The 18,495-nt window shown below is 35.8% G+C and carries 16 protein-coding genes; 11 read left to right on the top strand and 5 right to left on the bottom strand.

The window, feature by feature from the left end; translation table 11 throughout:
- The first annotated feature begins 2 nt into the window (after window positions 1–2).
- Genes KQA_RS0203295 through KQA_RS0203310 form a run of 4 tightly spaced genes read left to right on the top strand, consistent with a single transcriptional unit; the run spans window position 3 to window position 5,821 of the window.
- The gene (locus KQA_RS0203295; protein ID WP_232285842.1) at window positions 3–404 is read left to right on the top strand and encodes a hypothetical protein; all 402 of its coding nucleotides are present in this window, start codon (window positions 3–5) and stop codon (window positions 402–404) included.
- The gene (locus KQA_RS0203300; RefSeq protein WP_029209435.1) at window positions 397–4,656 is read left to right on the top strand and encodes a strawberry notch C-terminal domain-containing protein; all 4,260 of its coding nucleotides are present in this window, start codon (window positions 397–399) and stop codon (window positions 4,654–4,656) included. The genes KQA_RS0203295 and KQA_RS0203300 overlap by 8 nt, the downstream gene beginning before the upstream one ends.
- Before the next feature lie 20 nt (window positions 4,657–4,676).
- Entirely contained in the window at window positions 4,677–4,868 is a 192-nt protein-coding gene (locus KQA_RS0203305; RefSeq protein ID WP_157366576.1) for a hypothetical protein, read from the top strand.
- Window positions 4,869–4,870: 2 nt separating this feature from the next.
- Complete coding sequence (locus KQA_RS0203310) at window positions 4,871–5,821, top strand: AAA family ATPase (protein ID WP_010178051.1); 951 nt, start codon at window positions 4,871–4,873, stop codon at window positions 5,819–5,821.
- Here the strand turns inward: KQA_RS0203310 and KQA_RS18425 are convergent.
- Entirely contained in the window at window positions 5,802–6,479 is a 678-nt protein-coding gene (locus tag KQA_RS18425; protein WP_010178053.1) for an SLATT domain-containing protein, read from the bottom strand. The genes KQA_RS0203310 and KQA_RS18425 overlap by 20 nt on opposite strands.
- Before the next feature lie 18 nt (window positions 6,480–6,497).
- Window positions 6,498–9,368 (bottom strand): class I SAM-dependent DNA methyltransferase, encoded by a 2,871-nt coding sequence (locus KQA_RS0203320; RefSeq protein WP_010178054.1) that lies wholly within the window; start codon window positions 9,366–9,368, stop codon window positions 6,498–6,500.
- 144 nt (window positions 9,369–9,512) lie between these two features.
- Between KQA_RS0203320 and KQA_RS0203325 the strand changes: the two genes are divergently transcribed.
- From KQA_RS0203325 to KQA_RS0203350, 6 genes are read left to right on the top strand one after another with little or no spacing between them, the layout of a single operon-like run.
- Window positions 9,513–10,532 (top strand): DUF7192 family protein, encoded by a 1,020-nt coding sequence (locus tag KQA_RS0203325; RefSeq protein WP_010178055.1) that lies wholly within the window; start codon window positions 9,513–9,515, stop codon window positions 10,530–10,532.
- Window positions 10,513–10,845, top strand: a complete 333-nt coding sequence (locus KQA_RS0203330; protein ID WP_010178057.1) for a hypothetical protein — start codon at window positions 10,513–10,515, stop codon at window positions 10,843–10,845. Before KQA_RS0203325 ends, KQA_RS0203330 begins: the two co-directional genes overlap by 20 nt.
- A 3-nt stretch (window positions 10,846–10,848) precedes the next feature.
- The gene (locus KQA_RS0203335) at window positions 10,849–11,163 is read left to right on the top strand and encodes a hypothetical protein (protein ID WP_029209437.1); all 315 of its coding nucleotides are present in this window, start codon (window positions 10,849–10,851) and stop codon (window positions 11,161–11,163) included.
- Between the two features lie 9 nt (window positions 11,164–11,172).
- Window positions 11,173–11,805 (top strand): hypothetical protein, encoded by a 633-nt coding sequence (locus tag KQA_RS0203340; RefSeq protein WP_010178061.1) that lies wholly within the window; start codon window positions 11,173–11,175, stop codon window positions 11,803–11,805.
- Between the two features lie 2 nt (window positions 11,806–11,807).
- Window positions 11,808–12,053, top strand: coding sequence for a hypothetical protein (locus tag KQA_RS0203345; RefSeq protein ID WP_010178063.1), 246 nt, complete (start codon window positions 11,808–11,810; stop codon window positions 12,051–12,053).
- A 3-nt stretch (window positions 12,054–12,056) separates the two neighbouring features.
- A complete protein-coding gene (locus tag KQA_RS0203350) occupies window positions 12,057–12,533 on the top strand; it encodes a hypothetical protein (RefSeq protein WP_010178065.1) in 477 nt (158 codons plus the stop codon).
- Between the two features lie 42 nt (window positions 12,534–12,575).
- On the opposite strand, the gene KQA_RS0203355 is transcribed toward KQA_RS0203350, so the two are convergent.
- Genes KQA_RS0203355 through KQA_RS0203365 form a run of 3 tightly spaced genes read right to left on the bottom strand, consistent with a single transcriptional unit; the run spans window position 12,576 to window position 17,897 of the window.
- The gene (locus KQA_RS0203355) at window positions 12,576–14,036 is read right to left on the bottom strand and encodes a hypothetical protein (RefSeq protein ID WP_010178067.1); all 1,461 of its coding nucleotides are present in this window, start codon (window positions 14,034–14,036) and stop codon (window positions 12,576–12,578) included.
- Window positions 14,037–14,056: 20 nt separating this feature from the next.
- Window positions 14,057–16,084 (bottom strand): UvrD-helicase domain-containing protein, encoded by a 2,028-nt coding sequence (locus tag KQA_RS18430; RefSeq protein ID WP_010178069.1) that lies wholly within the window; start codon window positions 16,082–16,084, stop codon window positions 14,057–14,059.
- Window positions 16,077–17,897: an ATP-dependent nuclease gene (locus tag KQA_RS0203365; protein ID WP_010178071.1), complete on the bottom strand. Its 1,821-nt coding sequence runs from the start codon at window positions 17,895–17,897 to the stop codon at window positions 16,077–16,079. The genes KQA_RS18430 and KQA_RS0203365 overlap by 8 nt, the downstream gene beginning before the upstream one ends.
- A gap of 113 nt (window positions 17,898–18,010) precedes the next feature.
- On the opposite strand from KQA_RS0203365, the gene KQA_RS0203370 reads away from it, so the two are divergent.
- A complete protein-coding gene (locus tag KQA_RS0203370; RefSeq protein WP_232285843.1) occupies window positions 18,011–18,493 on the top strand; it encodes a hypothetical protein in 483 nt (160 codons plus the stop codon).
- Window positions 18,494–18,495: the final 2 nt, after the last annotated feature.

Raw genomic sequence — 18,495 nt, forward strand, 5'->3', positions numbered from 1 at the left:
TAATGCCAAACAATACGAGCGCTAAGCTCTTTATGGTTACAAATACAAAACCTTTTGAACGCTATGAAGACCACGAAGCAGCACTTTACATTCAACTGCACCAACTGGTGGAACACGCTTTCGCGAAAGGCGACAACCCAATTGCTCTTATTGAAGATTATCTGGAGCTGGTCTATACCGAAGGGAAATCGGTAGCCGAAATTGCAGACTTTTTAGCACAGACTGACAAGATGCAACTCGCACTTTGGACACTTAAAGAAAGTTGGGATAAACTCGATGAAAGCGCACCACAAGATTCTCTGCTTTATGGAAGTGGAATAGACAAAGAAGAAGCGATTCAACTGTATTCAGAAATCACATTGCGAACCTATTTAGAAGCCTTAGCCCAACACCAGAATGAGTAATCAAGAATTAGAAATAGAACAGGCGGACTTCAAGCAAAATGCCGAAGAAGTTGCACAGCTTGCCTCGCAAGAAAGTGCTTTGGTAGAATACATTCCTAAATCAAAAGCACCGTACAGAATGAACACGCTTATTCCGCGTAATATGGCTTTTGAGGTGCAAAAGTCCTTGAATAGTATCGTCAAGGCAAAAGGAAATATTGACAATTATGTACGTAACGAACTCAAATATGAATCTACCAAACAACTCTGGAAAGGCTTAGGAGCGGAACAAGTAGATGCAGTTGGTTTATACCTCAAGCAATTTGAAAAAGAGCAAGGCATTATTATAGCAGACCAGACAGGAATAGGTAAAGGTCGGCAGGCTGCTGCGGTGATACGACACGCAGTTATGAACGACTATATTCCTGTCTTTTTTACCAAGAAACCAGACTTGTTTACCGATATGTATCGTGATTTAAAAGCGATAGGTTTTGAGAATATCCGACCTTTTATCATCAATACAGATACCAATGCTAAAATCAAAGATGCGGATGGTAATGTAGTATTTAGTCCTCTCAGTAGTTCGGCTCAAGCTGATTTAATTTCCAATGAAATTGAATTCCCTACCGAAAGTCCAGAGTCTATTGAATACCACAAAAAGATTGGGAAGAAATTGCCAGACCCAGACAAAGTACCAACGATTAAAATTCCGCAAACGCTTGACCATTTGCCACTCGGTTACGATATGATTTTCGCGACCTATTCACAAGTGCAATCGGCGCATCCATATAAACGTATGTGGATTGAAAAAATGGTGGCTAATGGTATCGATGGAAGCAAGAAATATAAGAAGCTTGCATTCATTTTAGATGAATCGCATATGGCAGGCGGATTTGATTCTATCATCGGTACCTGGATGCGTGAGGTATTACCACAAACTAAAGCCTGTTGTTTCTTAAGTGCTACTTTTGCCAAATATCCAGAAGTGATGCCTTTCTATGCGAAGAAAACAGCGATTGCCGAAACGGGTTTGACCGATTCCAATTTCGTTCGTTCTATGACAAGTGGCGGTTTAGCTTTGCAAGAAATTGTAGCTTCCAATTTATCAGAAAGTGGTCAGCTCATTAGAAGGCAACGTTCTAATGAAGGGATGAATGTCGATTACATCACACTCGATGCAGAACCACAACGTAGCAAAAGTCGAGCGAGTGTTAACCGAATTATTAGTTTGATGAATGAAGTGGTTGCGTTTGAACAGGAATTTGTTGCACCATTGTTGGCTGAAGTGCACGCTTCCGCGAAAGCGCAAGGAGAACATATGTCTTCTAAACCGAGAGGACTTGGAGTAAAACAATCGCCTTATTTTTCAAGAGTGTTCAACATCATTGACCAAATGTTATTTGCTTTAAAGGTTAAAGATGTAGTAGCACACACCGTCAAATTATTGAAAGAAGATAAGAAAGTGGTCATTGCTTTTAAATCGACTATGGGTGCTTTTTTGAAAGATTTAAACTTGGTAAGTGGTGATGTGATTCCTGAAGAACAGCTAGACTTTACCAGAACCTTAGTCAAAGGACTAGACGGCATTTTCAACTATAATTATGTAGCGATTGATGGCGAGAAAACAAGAGAACGCATTGCTTTAGAAGAACTGCCTCAAAACGGGATTGAGAAATATCAAGATATCAAAAAACGAATGTTATTGGAAAGCTCTGGACTTTCAATCTCACCTATTGACGAGCTCATCCATTTATTACAAACCGAAAAGAAACCCAAGCATTTAGGCGGCCATTCAGATATGTATTTCAAAGTAGCCGAAGTCACAGGTCGTAATCAGCGTATCGATTTAACCGATGATGAAGCGGTGGTAGAATCCTTCCGAAGTAATACTGAAAAGTCATTCCGATTGTTCAATAGTGGTGATTACGATGTACTACTTATCAATCAAAGCGGTAGTACTGGCTCATCGGCACACGCCAGTAAGGATTTTAAAGACCAGCGCCAACGAGCGATGATTGTGCACCAGTTTGAATTGGATATCAATACCGAAGTTCAAAAACGTGGGCGTATCAACCGTACTGGACAAGTAAACTTACCTGAATACTATTACATCACGAGTGATATTCCGACCGAAAAGCGTTTGATGACAATGCTTAAAGCGAAACTAAAATCGCTGGATGCCAATACCACAGGTTCTCAAAAAACCAATGATGACACACTAAAAAGTGCTGATTTTCTGAACAAATACGGAGACATCGCAGCGTGGAATTGGGTCGATGAGAATCAAGAAATGATGGAACAGCTCGGTTATCCTACCTATCAAAAACGAACCGATAAACAAGGAAATATTTTTTATGAGCGTAATGGTTTTAAAGATGGAGCCATACGCCAACTTACTGGACGAGCTGGACTATTAAAGGTTGAAGAACAAGATGCTTTGTATGATGATTTGTTAGAACGTTATGACCATCAAATCAAGTTAGAAAAACAGCAAGGAACTTATGATTTAGAAACGGAATTTTTGCCACTCGATGCCGAAGTGAAAAAGCGGTTTTTATTTCAAAAAGGTCAAGGTGGACAAACACCTTTCGGGAAAGATACCGTGCGTGATATTACCATTGTCAATAATTTGAAACGTCCGTTTACCAAACAAGATATTGACCAGCGTATTCAAGAAGCCTTAAATGGAGAGAAGCCTGTTCAGGTGCGATTGAAGTTAGAAGACCAAATCAACGAGGCGTATCCTAAACTGTTAGAAGAGCGAAAAGCTAAACGTTTCAAGGTCATTGAAAAACTCAAAGAAGACCGAGACGTTTTGCCTGAACGTGGTAGCGGAGAAACCGAGGAAGAAAATGAAAAGATACTTTCGGACTGGAACAAGCTAGAAGCGCTTATCAATCAAAAGACATCGCAACTGGCTACGTATATGGCTGGATTGGAAAACATTCAGCGTATCATTTTAAGATATATCAATATGTGGAATATTGGTGATGTGGTGCGAGTTCCATTTATAGGAACCACTATCAAACCATCTTGGGGAATCTTCTTAGGTGTCAGCATTGGAAAGTCTGGAAAGAATCCATACACATTGAGTAATGTCAGTTTAAAATTTGGTGTTACGGATTCTCGAAAGATTTTAACTTACAGTTTACAGCCTGCTGAACAAAGTTTCATCAGTCAAGTATTTACCGAGAGTCGTGGTATTTCAGATGCCGATGTTCAAATGGTGAATTTGGAATGGAATGACCTCATTAAAAAGGCTTCTTCTAAACGAGAGCGTCGTCATATTTTGACCGAAAATATCGTAGGCGCTTCAGGTCAAATCGGTACTCAAAACAAACTGATTAAATACAACACCAAAGAAGGAACTATCAAAAATGGTATTCTTTTACACAGAGACTTCGGTAAAGAAGGCGAAGCAGATACGGCATTGCTTCCTGTGTCAGAAGCCTATCCGATTATCAGTAAATTGGAACTAGATGATTTCTTTGCAGACCATAAGTTAAGTTTTCGCGCTAAGCGAATAAGTGACAATTACTACCAAGTCTATCTCGATAAGAAGGACTTATATCCTGCGATTATCGATGAAAAGCTACGTTCACTTTTAAGGCGTGAACCTGGGCAATCTCAAGAAGAATTACCAGACTTTGTGCAAAATGCAGGAGATATGACTGGAGCTTTGCATTTGGAAAACTTGCAAGCGTTTCTGAATCGACTGGATGCTTTTCAAGTGCAGTATATGGGTAAAGCCCGTGAGCTGGAAGATTGGGAAATTGAAAATGAAACCGATTGGAAAGCACAGACTCAACAGAAAAAAGGCACTTATAAATATCAATTAGGTCGGGCTTACGGCCAAGAAAGTAATCCTACCATTGGTTTTGTGAACTACGAAGAACCATCTGTAGATAATGAATTTGGCTTGGTCATTTACAATCGTCCCTTAACAGACAAAGAGAAATACAACTATTCGTTGATTCCAATTTTTAAAAATGTGGAAGAGCCATACCAAGATTGGAAACAGGCAATTCTTCAGACAGGAATTAAAGATGATTTCAATGCCATTGTAGAAGAAGTTCGAGACTTGCCTTTACACGATGCGATTGAAACATTAGGCTACTTCATTTTAAACAATCTACACGAAGATGGTAATGCCGAATTTGTTTTTGGAAAGTACACTGCACAGGATTTAGGTCGTGTGTTCTATGAAGACACTATTACGACTATCGAGGCTATTGATGAATTAATTAACCAACTACAATTAGCAACTCTTTGATGAAAGTGAATCCTAACAAAATGTACATCGTTTATACACCTTTCTACAGAAGTCGCAAAGACATATTTAATGGAAAACCAACAACGATGCAGGAACTCAAAAACAAGTTTAGACGAGGATTAGATGCATCTGTAATCGATAGTATCTACTCCACAAAAAAAGGAGCAAACGAAGCTGCCGATAAGCTCTTCAGAAAAGCAAAAAGAAGTTAATAATGAACAACAGAAAATTAGATATCCCAGAAGTAAAGCAGATTCCACAGTTTATGAAAATTATGGATGATTTAAGTGTTGGGAACAATCCATACTTGGTTGGAAGTGCCGGAACAGGAAAAACCACCATAGGCGAAAAAATTGCTTATGCGATAAAAGGAAGAGGGGAAAACGATGGTCAAGAATTACCATTTACCATTGTGAATTGCAACCAATGGACTTCGCCTATCGATATTAAAGGAGGACAAACCATTTCTGGTTACAAAGAAGGCGCACTTATAGAAGCTTGGCGTGATGGTAAAATTTTAATCCTGGACGAAATGCCCAAGTTGGATGCCAATACCGCTGGATTGCTAAATGATGCTTTAGCAAAAAGCGCACGTGAAGATGCTATTATCTTCAATGGGAATAATGAACCAATTAAGAAGCATAGAAACTTTGGTTGTATCGCTACAGGAAATGTCATAGGTAAAGGCGCAAGTGGAAACTACGTTGGAAATAACAAACAAGATGCATCTTTGCTTGACCGTTTTAGTGGTTGTATTTACCGCATTGGTTTTAACGAAACTTTAGAACGTCAACTCGTTTATCCTGCGGTAGTAGATATTTGCCTTAACATTAGAAAATCCATTCTCAAATACGAAGGTAAAGAAGCTGGCGATGACGACACCGAAGATATTATGACACTTCGCACAATGCTTAACTTTGAACGCGCTTACGAGCTTGAAATGAAGCGAGAAACAGGAATGAAAGATGAGTTTGGAAAGACCTACCGTAAAATGCCAAATGGCAAAACGCTCAAGGATTCTCTACACAGCTATTTTATAGCAATGACCAAGGAAAAAGCTGAACACATCAAGACAGAAATTAACCTGGAAGGCTTTTTAAACTCTTATAAAAGTAGCGGAATGAAGCAGGCTTTTATTACAGAGTTTAAGAGGAGGATTGGGTAAATGTGTTAATTGCAATGAATAACGAAGGAGGTATAGTTACTAGCAGGAAATACCATCCGTAAACATTCCAATAATATCGAAGTGTAATTTCATTTTTGTTTAGATTCTTAACTTTATCAGGATTTGTCCTTTTCATATACTCTATGTTAGTCATTAAAAATCTATCATAATCTATACGAGAGTGATTGCCAGAAGTATTTAAAACGCTTTCATATCTTTTCGTTATATCTTTTGCGAAACTGAGCATTTCATAGCTAGAAGGGTCTTCTCTTAGGGTCTTGAATATTCTTAACTCATTATATAATTCTGATATTTTTAATCCACTGTCGTGATGCATCTTTGCATTTAATTCATAATTCTGTGCATTTTCAAATTGACTAAAAACGAGAACCAAAATAGAGAGACCAGTAATTATGAAGTTAAGGGCATTTTGACTAATCCCCAATTCTAATCCAAAAACTGTAATTAAACTCGCAATTATTAAATATGCTGAAATGATAGCCAAACCAACATTTGAAGTTTTGCCTTTAGTTCTAAGTCTTTTGTCACAGTTGAACCGCGATCCTTTTGTTGACCACATTTTATAATTTAATTCTTCAAAAAAGCTTTTACTTAAATAATCATTAGGAGCATTTATTTCTTCATTAGTTTTTTTCATAATTTAAAATGGAGTTTTTTAAAGGATCAATGATTTAGTTAATCTTACGCAATCATCTGAAATTATTTCATTTCTTTTTATAATACAGTTAGGAATCCCAGGGCTCTCAACTGTGTTTCCAATTTCTATTTCTGAAAAAACAAAATTATTTAGATCTAACAATTGAGAAAGAACATCTTTTCTTTTATCAAAGCCATAAGCCTCCATTACCGCATCGTCAAGCTTTTTATGTGTTTTCTTGAGCGGATTTGAACCAGGTTGTTCAAGGATTCTATAAAGGTCTCTCAATGTATAATTGTGCAACTCCATTAGTATGTTTCTTTCCTCTCGTAAGCTTTTGGCGATTTTCGCAACTTTCTTAACCTGCGAAATAGTCGGTTTTTGAGGAAAGGGAAATGTATCCCAAATTGAATCGGTAGTATATCTTGGGTCTCCTTTCATAGTAGAGCATTTTTCTTGATACCAAAGAATATGCGCTTGAGATTGAATTATACCGAATGTGTAATCATCATCAAAATTAAAAATTGTCAAAGCATCATTTGGATTAATCTCTGTTGACATAAATTCAAATATGGGACGTGCAGAAACTCTGGAACAAACAATTACTCGTTTATTTTTACTAATTGAATTTAACATATCCGTTCTACCATAGGATAGTTGCCACCATTTATTAAAAAAATTAATATGATGTTTATTTGTCTTTGCTTTTGGATTTTTCTCAAGAGCTTCCTTATTTTTTTTCTCCTGGTCATCGGATTTTATCTGACGCATAGGTAATACTTCGGTCTGAACTATTTTAAAAGGAGCTGCAAACGTTGAAGCTTTAATAACATCCATATCCCTAAAATCGATAACAAACCTTTTTGGTTGACTTTTTAAATTTCCCACAAGTTCTTGACCATTTAAATATGGCTTTACAACTTCTGAGTATGAGCTATTCTGTTCTATTAATTCCAGTGCTTTATTAACGGTTAATAGAAAGCCCTTATTACCGTGAGTCTGACCTTGAAAAACAGATTTTGGATTTGTATTACAGCTCAAGACTTTCGCAGAAGTAACGTCTATTTGAAGAGATAGACTACTATTGATTATATCTACTACATATTCTTTCTGCTCCTTATATTGATCTTCTACATATAACTGCTTTTTATTCGGGAACTTTCCTTTAGTCCAATTTACAATTGAAACGAATACTACAGCATCCCCTTCCCAAGGTTGACTAGCTATTGCGTTTATGATTGTTCCGTTATTCTTCACGATATAGTCAAGACTACCTTCTCGACTATAGTTTTGTGTTATAGTGTTTGTACCTACTAATCCTGCATAGTCACCTTCATCGAGTAGTTTATGAGCTTTATAAAACCAATAAACACAATAGTCAGCATTTCCAGAAATTTCAGGATAAGCATTCCATAGTTTATTTAAATATTCAATTCCATATTCATTCTGCATTTTATTTTTACTTTGATATGGAGGATTTCCTATTATGACATTTGCTTTGGGCCAGTTTGTAAATAATGCATCTGAGAAAATAATATTGTCGTCCATATTGTCCAAAGGAAGAGTTTCTTCCATCTGAAAACCAAGACCTACCTGCATAGTATTTACCCAATCTTTAGTTTCATTGATTGCTATTTCCTTAGCTAACATTAAAGTGACTTTGGCTAATTCTACAGCAAATTGATTATAATCCATCCCGTGAAATTGTTTAATACTAACAATGGATTGTGTGCCAATTTCAAAAGCGCTTTTAGGAAAATCTTCGTGAATTTTATTTAAAAGTTCCATTTCAATGCGCTTTAATTCTCTGTAAGCAACATATAGAAAATTACCACTACCACAAGCAGGATCTAAAACTTGATATTCAGAAAGCTCCTTCCTTAGTAGCTTCATATCTGTTAATGTCTTAGCCTTATTTATTTTATCTCGCCACGGTCGTATTATAGTTGGATGAACAATTTTTAAAATATCCAGTTCATTAGTAAAATGAGCTCCAAATGCGTGTCTTGCTTCTGCTCCCATACTACTTTGAAAAATAGTTCCAAAAATAGCGGGATTGACTTGACTCCATTTCCTTGATGCAGCATCTTTCATTCTATCTAGTTCCCAGTCTGTCAACTCAATAGCTTCTGGATTTGAAAACAAACCACCATTAAAATATTCAACTTCTTTAAAACGTCCACCTCGTGCTGGAATACTTGAATCCATTTGAGTAAAAAGTTGATTTATTAAATCGTAAGAATTACCCTTTTGATTTTGGCAATCAATTAAGATTTGAGTAAAAATATCTTTTGGTAAAAGATTATAGTCTTCAGCAAACATTGTGAATATGCACTGCAACATAAATCTTTGTGCTACTAATCTATCTTCTCCTCTCTCAATCAAGGAATTAAATACATCAGCAACAATATTGGCTGTTTTACGAGTTGCCTCTTCTAGATTATTCTTAAAAACAGGTATTTCTGGTTTTTCAAACATAAAATTGAAAGCAGTATATCTATCTGGAAGATCCTCTAGCTTTATTATATCAAGTGGCTCATCTTGAATGGAGAAATCATAGATGTAAAATTCTTTAAAATTACAAAGGATTGAATACTTAGGTTGTAATGGTCTAAGTTTCCACCAATAATCAAAAATTTGTGTTCTGTGACTTTGAAGTTTAGCACCTTTCTTTTTCATTTCAATGAGAACTTTATCTTCCCAGAGTAAATCCGCAAAATTGGTCTTTTTCTTAGTTTTTACTCTAAATTCTAAAGTAGCCCCAGCTTCTTTATATCCATCGTGTCCAAAAGCTTGAAAAAGTCTGTCACAAAACACTTGCGCTTCACCCTTTTCATCGCCATCTAATGACATTGTATAATTGACTAAAGCCTCTATTTTTTCTCTCATTTAAACAGTATCTATATATTTTCTAAAGTTAAAAATATCTAAACAAGTATATAGGAATTATTCCATATATCTTGAACGAACGTCCCAAACTACAATCCCATTACGCAACTCACAGCACCACAAAAATTACTTTTATGAGCATACGTGAGCGCACCACAAAAACATACCATCTCAAGTAACGATGGCAAATACAACTATCTCTTATTTGATAGTGTGTTTGCCTTTAATGCATTTGTAGATGATGAAGTCAAGCAACTATCTACCGCAAACCAATCGCGTTGGGATTGGGTAACGCAAAGCACGAGCGATAATATAAAAAACGGTACAAATTGGTACGGCACACCAGCGCCCAAAGATGTAACCGAATTAGAAACGCATCGCACCTTTTTGGGAATGCCTCTGGTAGAGAAAATTCAGCCTAAAATCAAAGACAAGCTTGCCGAGTACCTTCAGTATCTCAACGATGCCGTAATACCAAAACCCAAGATGGCGTATAACGATAGAGGTCTGGGCGTTTTCTCTTTTGAACGTGCTGCAATGGCTTTGTTTCAGCAGTTTCCTGTGAATACTGGAACACCGCTTGACACTTCTGTAAGCCAAATGAATATTGAGCTGCGCAACAAACAAATCCAGACTTCGGTAAAAAGTGTGTACGCTTATTTTCAGGATAAACAGCAATCGTATCCATCGTTGCAATTGTACCTGATGGCAGGTGCAAATGCACAGGTAAAAGGGAACGATTTACTTTATGTAGGTCTTGCTTGCGCTGAGTTGGTTGAGTTTATGGAGTTGCGTGGTGTTTCGGTAGAAGTGAATGTGATGCTAGGCACATCCTTTAATAATCAGGTCACAATGGGTTGCGTGCGCGTCAAGCGATTTCAGGATAAACTGGATAAAAATCAGCTGTTGTTAATGAGCAGCGACCCCAGGTATTTTCGCTATCGAGGTTTCAAATCTCTGGTGGCGATGAGCAATTATTTTGGGTTGACCATTCCTTCAGGTTTAGGGACGATTTCTGCTAGTATGGGTAACTCTTTCGCGAAAGCGGTCAACGAAAAAGCCTTCGTCTTTGAACAGAGTTACTCGATGGCATCTGCCGTAAAAGAGGTCTCTCAAATCATTACCAATTATAAAAAACAACTGGATGCGAAAACCAAAAATTAAACTGGAACCACAAGTAGTTCAACGGATAATGGATAGAGCTATTGAAATCAATAAAGGATGCGCTGAAAGGTGTAGAGATTTTCGAGTTATGCTTTCGCAAAAGCGAAAAAACACCTTAATCCTGCGCTGGACTACCATCGATATTTCAGATATCGAACGTCCTGTGCAATGTTACAGATATGAGTGTTTTGAGATGGATGGAACACCGCAATTATGTTCCATTCATTATGCGAATCAAGAGGAAGCCAATGATTTTTTCTGGTCGCTAGAACCGCTCTACCAACAAGAATATGCCATAGACCATAAATTATAGATGATGTATAAAACCAAAGAAATAAACAAAGCCACTTTAAAAGCGTTGCAGATAAAAAATCAAGAGGAAATTGTAGAACTCACAGGTAGTAAACTGAATCCAGTACAAGCTTGGGAAGTCATTAAATCTACTTCGGAAAATTTTAGTAAGCCTGATGCTAAGGCACAAGAGGCAGATGCCTTGCTTTATAAAATGCTACATCCAGAGGTTTCCAAAAAGAAGGCTAAAAAGAATGATACCGAAATCATTCGCCTCAAGGAGAAAGAACGTGCCAGAGCGCTTGAGCTTCTGGAACTAGAATTATTAATCGCTGCTTAAAACTAAACAATGACCATACTACAATTACAAGCGCTCGATATGAGCCTCGTTCAACCTGAAGCGTTGAAAACTGCCGTTCAGGATATTCTGGACGACTACAACGCCACGTCTGATAAAAAAGCCTTTGAAGACATCGCCAAAGAGAATATTGAAAAAGTGTTTTTGCTGGTAGAACGTCTCGCTCCTAAAGCTATTAAAAAGTCAAAAGAAGAAGCTCCGAAAAAGACGGAGAAAAAAGAGGTGGCAAAAGATGAAAAGGAAACTACTCCAGAAAAGAAAGCTTCTGAAAAGCCTAAAAAACCGAATAAAACGGTAAAAAAAGAACTGGATGCTTTAAGTAAAGATATTAAGGCGTGTCGGCTAAAAATTAAGAAGTACAATGAAGAAAAGCGCAAAAATCAGCCTAAGAAACCCAAGCCGATGCGTCATACTAAAATCAAAAATCACTTTGTCGCTATTGCTAATCTAATTCCTCCAGCGCATAAAGAAAATATAAAGATGCAAAAGGAAGCTGAGAAGATTCTGCTTCGTGCCTATCGAGGTATAATGAATACCTACGGAATCAACTTTGTACGTGCTGAAGCTGGCGAAAAAGAGATTAAAGAGAGATACGATAAAATGGAAGAAAAAGCTAAGAAATAAGTATGAATAAGAAAGTATTGATTATCACGGGCGCAGGACTCGCCATAGGTTTTGCAGAGGCGCTTATTTATTACAATTTAGGGAAGAATGACCAGCAAGAAAAATTCAAATTTCAAATACCAAAAGGTGCCGAACTTTTAAAAACCACAGGTATCATTATCGCCACCTCACTCGCCACCGCTGCACTCTCAAATATCATTGAAAATGCAATGCAAGACAAAGAACAACTTATCCCAGTAACCGCATAGATTATGAAAAAAATAGAACATAAAACTTTCCTAAAGAATAACAGTCTCGATAAAAAATTACTCCTGGAACCGATTCAAGATAAAATTGAAATTTTTGACAGAATGTACAAACTCTTAGATACCGTTTCTGATTGTGAAAAAGGAGATTTGCTAGAACAACTGGAGGAGCTTGACCTCGAAATCCTAGAAGATATAGATGAAGAATATGCAGATAAGCTTGAGTTCAACGAAATTGAAGAAGCTCTTGAAGAAGCACCAGCTATTGAAACAATAGCTCCAAAAAAAGGAGTTCAAAAGCCTACTACTGACGAGGCTATTTTGGATGAGTTGGTAAAAATGGGACGTACTCAGGACATAGGGCGTTCTACCTTTAAAGATTTAGGATTAAAGTCTAAACTCGGTTGGGAAACAATTATTGGGAAGTATCGTGTGGTTAGGACTAGTGTTTTTAGGTATCGGTATGCGGTAGAGAAACAATAAAGTAAAGAAAAGACTAAATGTATCAATTTGGTCTTTTTGCTATTACACATATTCCTTCAGATAGTAGTCTCTAAGAATCTCTTTAAACTTTTTGTCATTTAATTGATTAGCTTTTTCCATAATCGCTTTTTGATCCAGAAAATCAAAGTCAAATTTTTTGACGCTTTCTTTAGTTTTTTTCAATATTATTAAAGCCTCATCCGTGAATCCGCCAGTACTCCATATTTCAAATCGATGTCGTTTTTCTGGAAATCTTAAGTTGAGCCATCCGCGAATTTCTCTAACTTTTTCCGAAATATACGCTTCTATATATTCAGCATCAATAGGATAATTATATCCTTTGCACTCTATAATAAACATCTCATTTTCCGTACTTGCGAGAACATCTATCTCTCTTGTTCTAACTGAATCTACGACTGGAACTCTTTTCCCAATATTTAAGGATTGAGAGTACTTGCTATAATAGAATCCAACTGCTAATTCAAATAAATCTCCCCGCAAATTGTTTGTTTTCCCATCTACAAGCTTCGTTAGCTTCTTCATTAAATTTAAATACTTCTCTGGTTCAGTTTTTAGTATTGCGCCAGCATTGGTAACGGTGTTAATTAAATTTTTAAGTAGGTCGCTATAATCTTTCCCAAACAATTCCTTAATTGATGCGACTAAAACACCTTTACTTTTTAGCTGATTTAGTCCTTCTGATGAAATTCCATCTACGAGCAAAACAGGTAGCAATTTCAATGTGGGATTAGAGGCTTTAATAGTTGCGATTTTACGTGTAAAAAATCCAATTGTCGTATCGTTTGTAGTATTCCCAATTAAAATGTCCGCGACCAAAAAACCAGGTTTCTTTATCTTACTGGTATAGCCTACGAGACCATCTATATATGATGGCGCCGTAAAACCAAATTGAAAACCACCAACTATATTATTGTTCTTTCCCCTTTTAAATGAAACCATACCTATGTTTTTGCTCCAAATTTCAAATTGTTGAAGTACTAATTTCTTTGATAGTTGGATTCCTTGTATGTGTCTTTGATTAGGTTTTTGGTGCTCTGTAAAAGAACTGTTGAGTCGATATTCCCCATTTATCGTTTCTGAAATTAAATTATGCTTCTTGAGTAACTCTATGAGTGTGGAAAACTTCATATGTCCTTTTATTGCATTTACAGGACTCAGAGTATAGTTAGCGAGTTCGTTAACCGGAAGAAGGCCGTGATGATATTTTAAAGCATTTAGAAGATAAAAACATCGTTTGCCATCTGTTCTAAACGCCTCTAATAAATCAAGATAATATGCTTCTGTTTGGTAATTATCCGAATGATAAACAAAAACTTTCTTGTCTGAAAAAAGTCCACTTAATTTATGAATAGGACTTCCAAGTCTCTCAATTTGTTTTCGAGCAGCATCATTTGAAATTCCTTTTCTTTTCTGTATATATTTGGCTAAATCTCCAGATAAAATACCGCCTTTTTTACTTAAATATTTTTGAATATATGTCACACCACACTATTTATATAATACTAACTATCTTCTGCCTCTGTTTTTTTTATTTGAATGACATCCCAATCGTTTTTGTCTATTTCATTCGCAAACTTTTCAAGTCGAGAATTTTCTATCGCGAGGCAAAGTAAATGTGTAGGTCTTGAAAAACCGACATAAGCCATTCTTGCAGATTGAACGATTTTATCAACACTACCGCCTTTATAACCTTCCAGGTGTTCCTTTATTGGTAGTCCCTTTATTTGCTCACGTAATCTTTCAGATTCATAATTACCAGCACCTTTACTAAAAAATGTTTCTAAGTATAATGTAGCCGTATGGGTTTGTCCTTTTACAGAGTGTACGGAACCAATTTTTACATCAATGCCATTATTGGAATACGAATGTTCGTATTCTTCAATTTCATCAACATTTTCAATGTCCGAGGAACCATTGATAAACTGTGTAGATTTGTTTATCTGTCTTCCGAAGCAATGTAAAAATTGTGGGATGTACGCTATTATTTCGGAGAGCGTAGTGTCAAGTTCTTCATTTTTTAGCGCAACACACCAATTGTATAGGTTCAGTTTTAGTGCTTCGTATTCTTTATTGTCGTAAGTTTTAAAATATCTTATCAATTTTGTGATTGTATATACTCTCGAAAACTCATCCCTCACTCCTTCAATATAAAGTATTTTACAAAGACCATTTAATAATGATTTTCTAACAGGAGCAAGTGTTGCATTATTCTTCTCACAAAATTGCAGATAGTCCTTTAAAACAATATAATCAATGTTTTTCGTTTTTTCACTTGAACTAAAGTTGGGCCAATAATCTGATATGCAAATTTTAGCATTGTCTTCGTTATGTTTTCGCCATCCAACAGCTTCATATTTATTTTTCTCATTATGAACTATAGAACCTTCAGCTATTAGATTTTGTATATGTTCTGCAAACTTTGGTATTACATCAGTAATTGTATCTAAATTATAAGAGAAAATGATAGGTTTAATAGCAATCTCATTTCCTTTTAAATCTTTCATTCTACCCTGAACGGTACATCCTGTCAAAGCAAATCGTTCAACTATTTTGGCTATTGGTTTACTTAATCGATGACTTCCAGAAATAAACAATTTTTTAGAACGTTGACTCCAGATAAGATTTGAGTCTAATGCCTTTGAATATATCGATTGATTTACGTCACCTAATCTTTGATAGAATGAAATGCTATTTGCGCCAATGAATACTCTTTCAAGTAAATCGAATTGATGTTTTTCCATATCCTGCATTTCATCAACGAACACAAATTTAAAGCGTTTTTGTAATAGTGAAATGTAGGATGGAATTTCCGAAAGAATTATATCTGCCAAAAGGTAAGCATCATCATAACATAGAATTCCTGCTTCCAGAACTTTGAGCTTTGTTACATATAGCCACTCAGCTATTCTATCCAATTCAACACTTGTAAATTTTTCTTTTCTTTTATTGGGTGTTTTTATTTCCAGTGCATCTCCCGAAATAGATTTAACTAACTGTAAAACTCCTTTCTTAAACTTGAATCTGTAAGAAAACAAAACATTGAAATTCTTATTATAATAAATTGCATTACTTTTCTCTTGTTTAACAAAACCAAATTTGTTGTAACCAAATATTCTACTAATGGTTTCATTATATATTTCATTATCTATTCTAATTGGCTTTTGTTTGTATTTAATTCCGTAAGCCGGAATTGCTAAGAAAATATCGGTAAAGCTTTGAATAGTCCCAACAAAATTTGGATGCGAAAAAAGTTTAGGACAATGTTGACCTATCCTATCTTTAATTTCGTTTATGGCTGCATTAGTGTGAGACAATACGAGAACACCTCTGTCTTTTTCTAATGGTAGATGCTTTTCTAAAATAAGCAGCTTGGCGAGTAATGCTGTGGTTTTACCGCTTCCTGGAACCGCTTGTAAGTCTAATGTTTCAAAATTTTTTATGTAGGAAAGCCTTTCGTGGTCAAATGTTTGACCAGGTTTTAATAAAATAGATTCTGAATATAATATGTCCTCTGCGGTAACTTTAATCATTGCACACGTATTTTATAGCATCAACCAAGTACTTAATACTTTCATCGTCTTCTTTAATAGGTAAAACACTATTTTCTTCGATTTTATCAGCCAATATATATGCTAACTCAGTCTTATGAAGAGTCTTGTTGATTAGCTTTTTGCCAAGTTCTTCTTCAACTGAGCCTTCCTTAATTTTTGGATGTACCTCCATCAATGCTTCATTAAAAAGCTTACCGACAGATGAGGATTTTGATAACGCATACTCCAATGTCCAGTCTTTAGCCACAAAGCACTTTATGTTATCCTTATTATAATCGGACTCTAATCTTGCTACTTCTTTTATTGAATCTTCAAGAACAGTTACCGCAGTTTTTTTTGTGTAGGATTTGTAGTTTTTGCCATCCGCCCCAACTTTTATTTCTTCTTCATATGCTTTAATGTCTACATCAGTAATAATAGCTACTGGAATTTCTATTTTCTTCGAAGTAGGTTCTTTACGCAAATAAATTTTTGAATACCTCTGAAAAGCTGTGCTCGCTACGTTAACTATTGAGACACCAGCCTCCGTCAAGTTTTTCTGAATTACATTTTGTTCCTTTAACCTTTGGGCAATCGTAGGGAGCAACATTTCCTCAGACCAACCTTCGACCATAATAACGCCTTTTGCAAAGAAGAGATTCGCTTTTGTAGTATCTAAAAATCTTTCAAGAAATTTATAATCCTCATTTTCAAGGCAGGTGTATTCCTTGCCCATTGGAAATGCACTATCATTTGCACATAAAATGAGATTTTCGAGTTGTATTTTAGATCCTAAGTTTGGACTGTGAGTAGTTAGGATAAGTTGTATGTCTCTTTCTTTTTGTAAAACTTCGATAATTTGCATTTGAGCCTGCGGATGCAAATGTGCTTCCAACTCTTCAATTAAACCAAGTCTAACACCCGTCCAATCTTTCTTTTTAAGATGTAACAACTCCGAAGCCATAAACAAACGATTTAGTGTTCCTAGGCCTGGATTAATTTCGTCTTTAATGGATAATTCCAACTTTTCTAAAATATTTTTTAGATTGTTACCCTTTACACCAAAGGCCGATTCTTTTGATCCATCATAAAATAACTTTATGTAACTATCTATCTCATCTTTCAGCTCCTTCCCATTTTGTTCGTGCGGTGGCAATGGCACTCCATTTTGTGCTACGCCTAAAAAATATTTTTCGACTGATTGATTGAAATTATTGAAAAGTTCAACTAGCAGGTGGTCATTATTTCTACCTTTAAAAGCATCGTGCTCTTGGAGAATTTGCGTCAACCTTGAATTTTTTCTAGGAACAAGTTCTGCTTGAGCATTTCTTAAAGGCTTTAAATAGGTTGTCTTTAAATAATCTTTGGCTTCTGCAGTTAATTGATATCCAGTTGGGTCAACACCAGCTTTTACATCGGCAGGCAAAATTTTATTCTCGATAACATTTCGTTTTACATCGTAAATAAGTCTCAAATAGGGTTTTGGTTCTTCTCCATTTTTTTTAGCCCATCCAAGCCATTCTGTAAAGTTTTTAGCTTCTTCTGCATCTAAATCATCAAATATTAATTCAATCCTGAGTCTTTCTGAATCTAAATAAAAGTCATCGTTTACAACTTTTAACCATTCAAAACTATGTGTTTTGAGAACAAGTTTTATAGCATCAATGATAGCGGTTTTTCCAGAATCATTTTGTCCTATCAAAACATTGACACCAGTTGAAAAGTTCAAATCAAGATTAGGTTCAAGTAAATTAAATGGCTTAGCTCCTCCAAATTTTCTAAAGTTCCATAGTTTCAGTTTCCGTAAGTACATAATAACAAGTTAAACCCCACAAGTTAAAAAACATTACCACCTACTCAAACGAAAACGGGAGTAAATAATCTGTAAATCAATTATAAATACGCTGTAAAACAACTTTATATACTTTGCCTGTCAAACAATTCGGCGTTTGCCCAATGAAAAAAACAGCATACGATTATCACGATTTACAACAAAGTATAGATTCCTTAATTGGGAAGTTTGGACTTCAAAAAACCATTGAAGTCATAGACAGCTTAACCAGTAATACAGAGCTTACTACCCAAGACAAGGAGAAAGTAAAACTCCTTCTCGTATTTATCATTTCGCAAAGTATAGAGGTATTCGATTTAAAAGAAGACAACTTCTACACAAGTACTGTGCAGGAGTATCGTGAGGCACGTATGTGTTGTTATTTTCTACTCAAAAAATATACAGATTCTAGCTACGCTAAAATTGGAGAAAGCTTTAATCAGTCTAAACGTGCCATATTGTACAACTATCATAAATGTGATGAGATTCTGTCCATCCCACAATTCTACAAGCCTTTTGTAGAGAAGTTTAAAATCCTAGAAAACAATACTATCAATTTTATTGCAAAATTGAACTAGCC

This window comes from Aquimarina agarilytica ZC1 (assembly GCF_000255455.1).
Taxonomy (GTDB): domain Bacteria; phylum Bacteroidota; class Bacteroidia; order Flavobacteriales; family Flavobacteriaceae; genus Aquimarina; species Aquimarina agarilytica.

Excerpts from the sequence above, each read along its gene's own strand:
- KQA_RS0203335 (WP_029209437.1), top strand. The coding sequence starts at position 10,849 with ATGTATAAAACCAAAGAAATAAACAAAGCCACTTTAAAAGCGTTGCAG.
- KQA_RS0203310 (WP_010178051.1), top strand. The coding sequence starts at position 4,871 with ATGAACAACAGAAAATTAGATATCCCAGAAGTAAAGCAGATTCCACAG.
- KQA_RS0203350 (WP_010178065.1), top strand. The coding sequence starts at position 12,057 with ATGAAAAAAATAGAACATAAAACTTTCCTAAAGAATAACAGTCTCGAT.
- KQA_RS0203295 (WP_232285842.1), top strand. The coding sequence starts at position 3 with ATGCCAAACAATACGAGCGCTAAGCTCTTTATGGTTACAAATACAAAA.
- KQA_RS0203365 (WP_010178071.1), bottom strand. The coding sequence starts at position 17,897 with ATGTACTTACGGAAACTGAAACTATGGAACTTTAGAAAATTTGGAGGA.
- KQA_RS0203340 (WP_010178061.1), top strand. The coding sequence starts at position 11,173 with ATGACCATACTACAATTACAAGCGCTCGATATGAGCCTCGTTCAACCT.
- KQA_RS0203320 (WP_010178054.1), bottom strand. The coding sequence starts at position 9,368 with ATGAGAGAAAAAATAGAGGCTTTAGTCAATTATACAATGTCATTAGAT.
- KQA_RS0203305 (WP_157366576.1), top strand. The coding sequence starts at position 4,677 with ATGTACATCGTTTATACACCTTTCTACAGAAGTCGCAAAGACATATTT.
- KQA_RS0203345 (WP_010178063.1), top strand. The coding sequence starts at position 11,808 with ATGAATAAGAAAGTATTGATTATCACGGGCGCAGGACTCGCCATAGGT.
- KQA_RS0203300 (WP_029209435.1), top strand. The coding sequence starts at position 397 with ATGAGTAATCAAGAATTAGAAATAGAACAGGCGGACTTCAAGCAAAAT.
- KQA_RS18425 (WP_010178053.1), bottom strand. The coding sequence starts at position 6,479 with ATGAAAAAAACTAATGAAGAAATAAATGCTCCTAATGATTATTTAAGT.
- KQA_RS0203330 (WP_010178057.1), top strand. The coding sequence starts at position 10,513 with ATGCGAAAACCAAAAATTAAACTGGAACCACAAGTAGTTCAACGGATA.
- KQA_RS18430 (WP_010178069.1), bottom strand. The coding sequence starts at position 16,084 with ATGATTAAAGTTACCGCAGAGGACATATTATATTCAGAATCTATTTTA.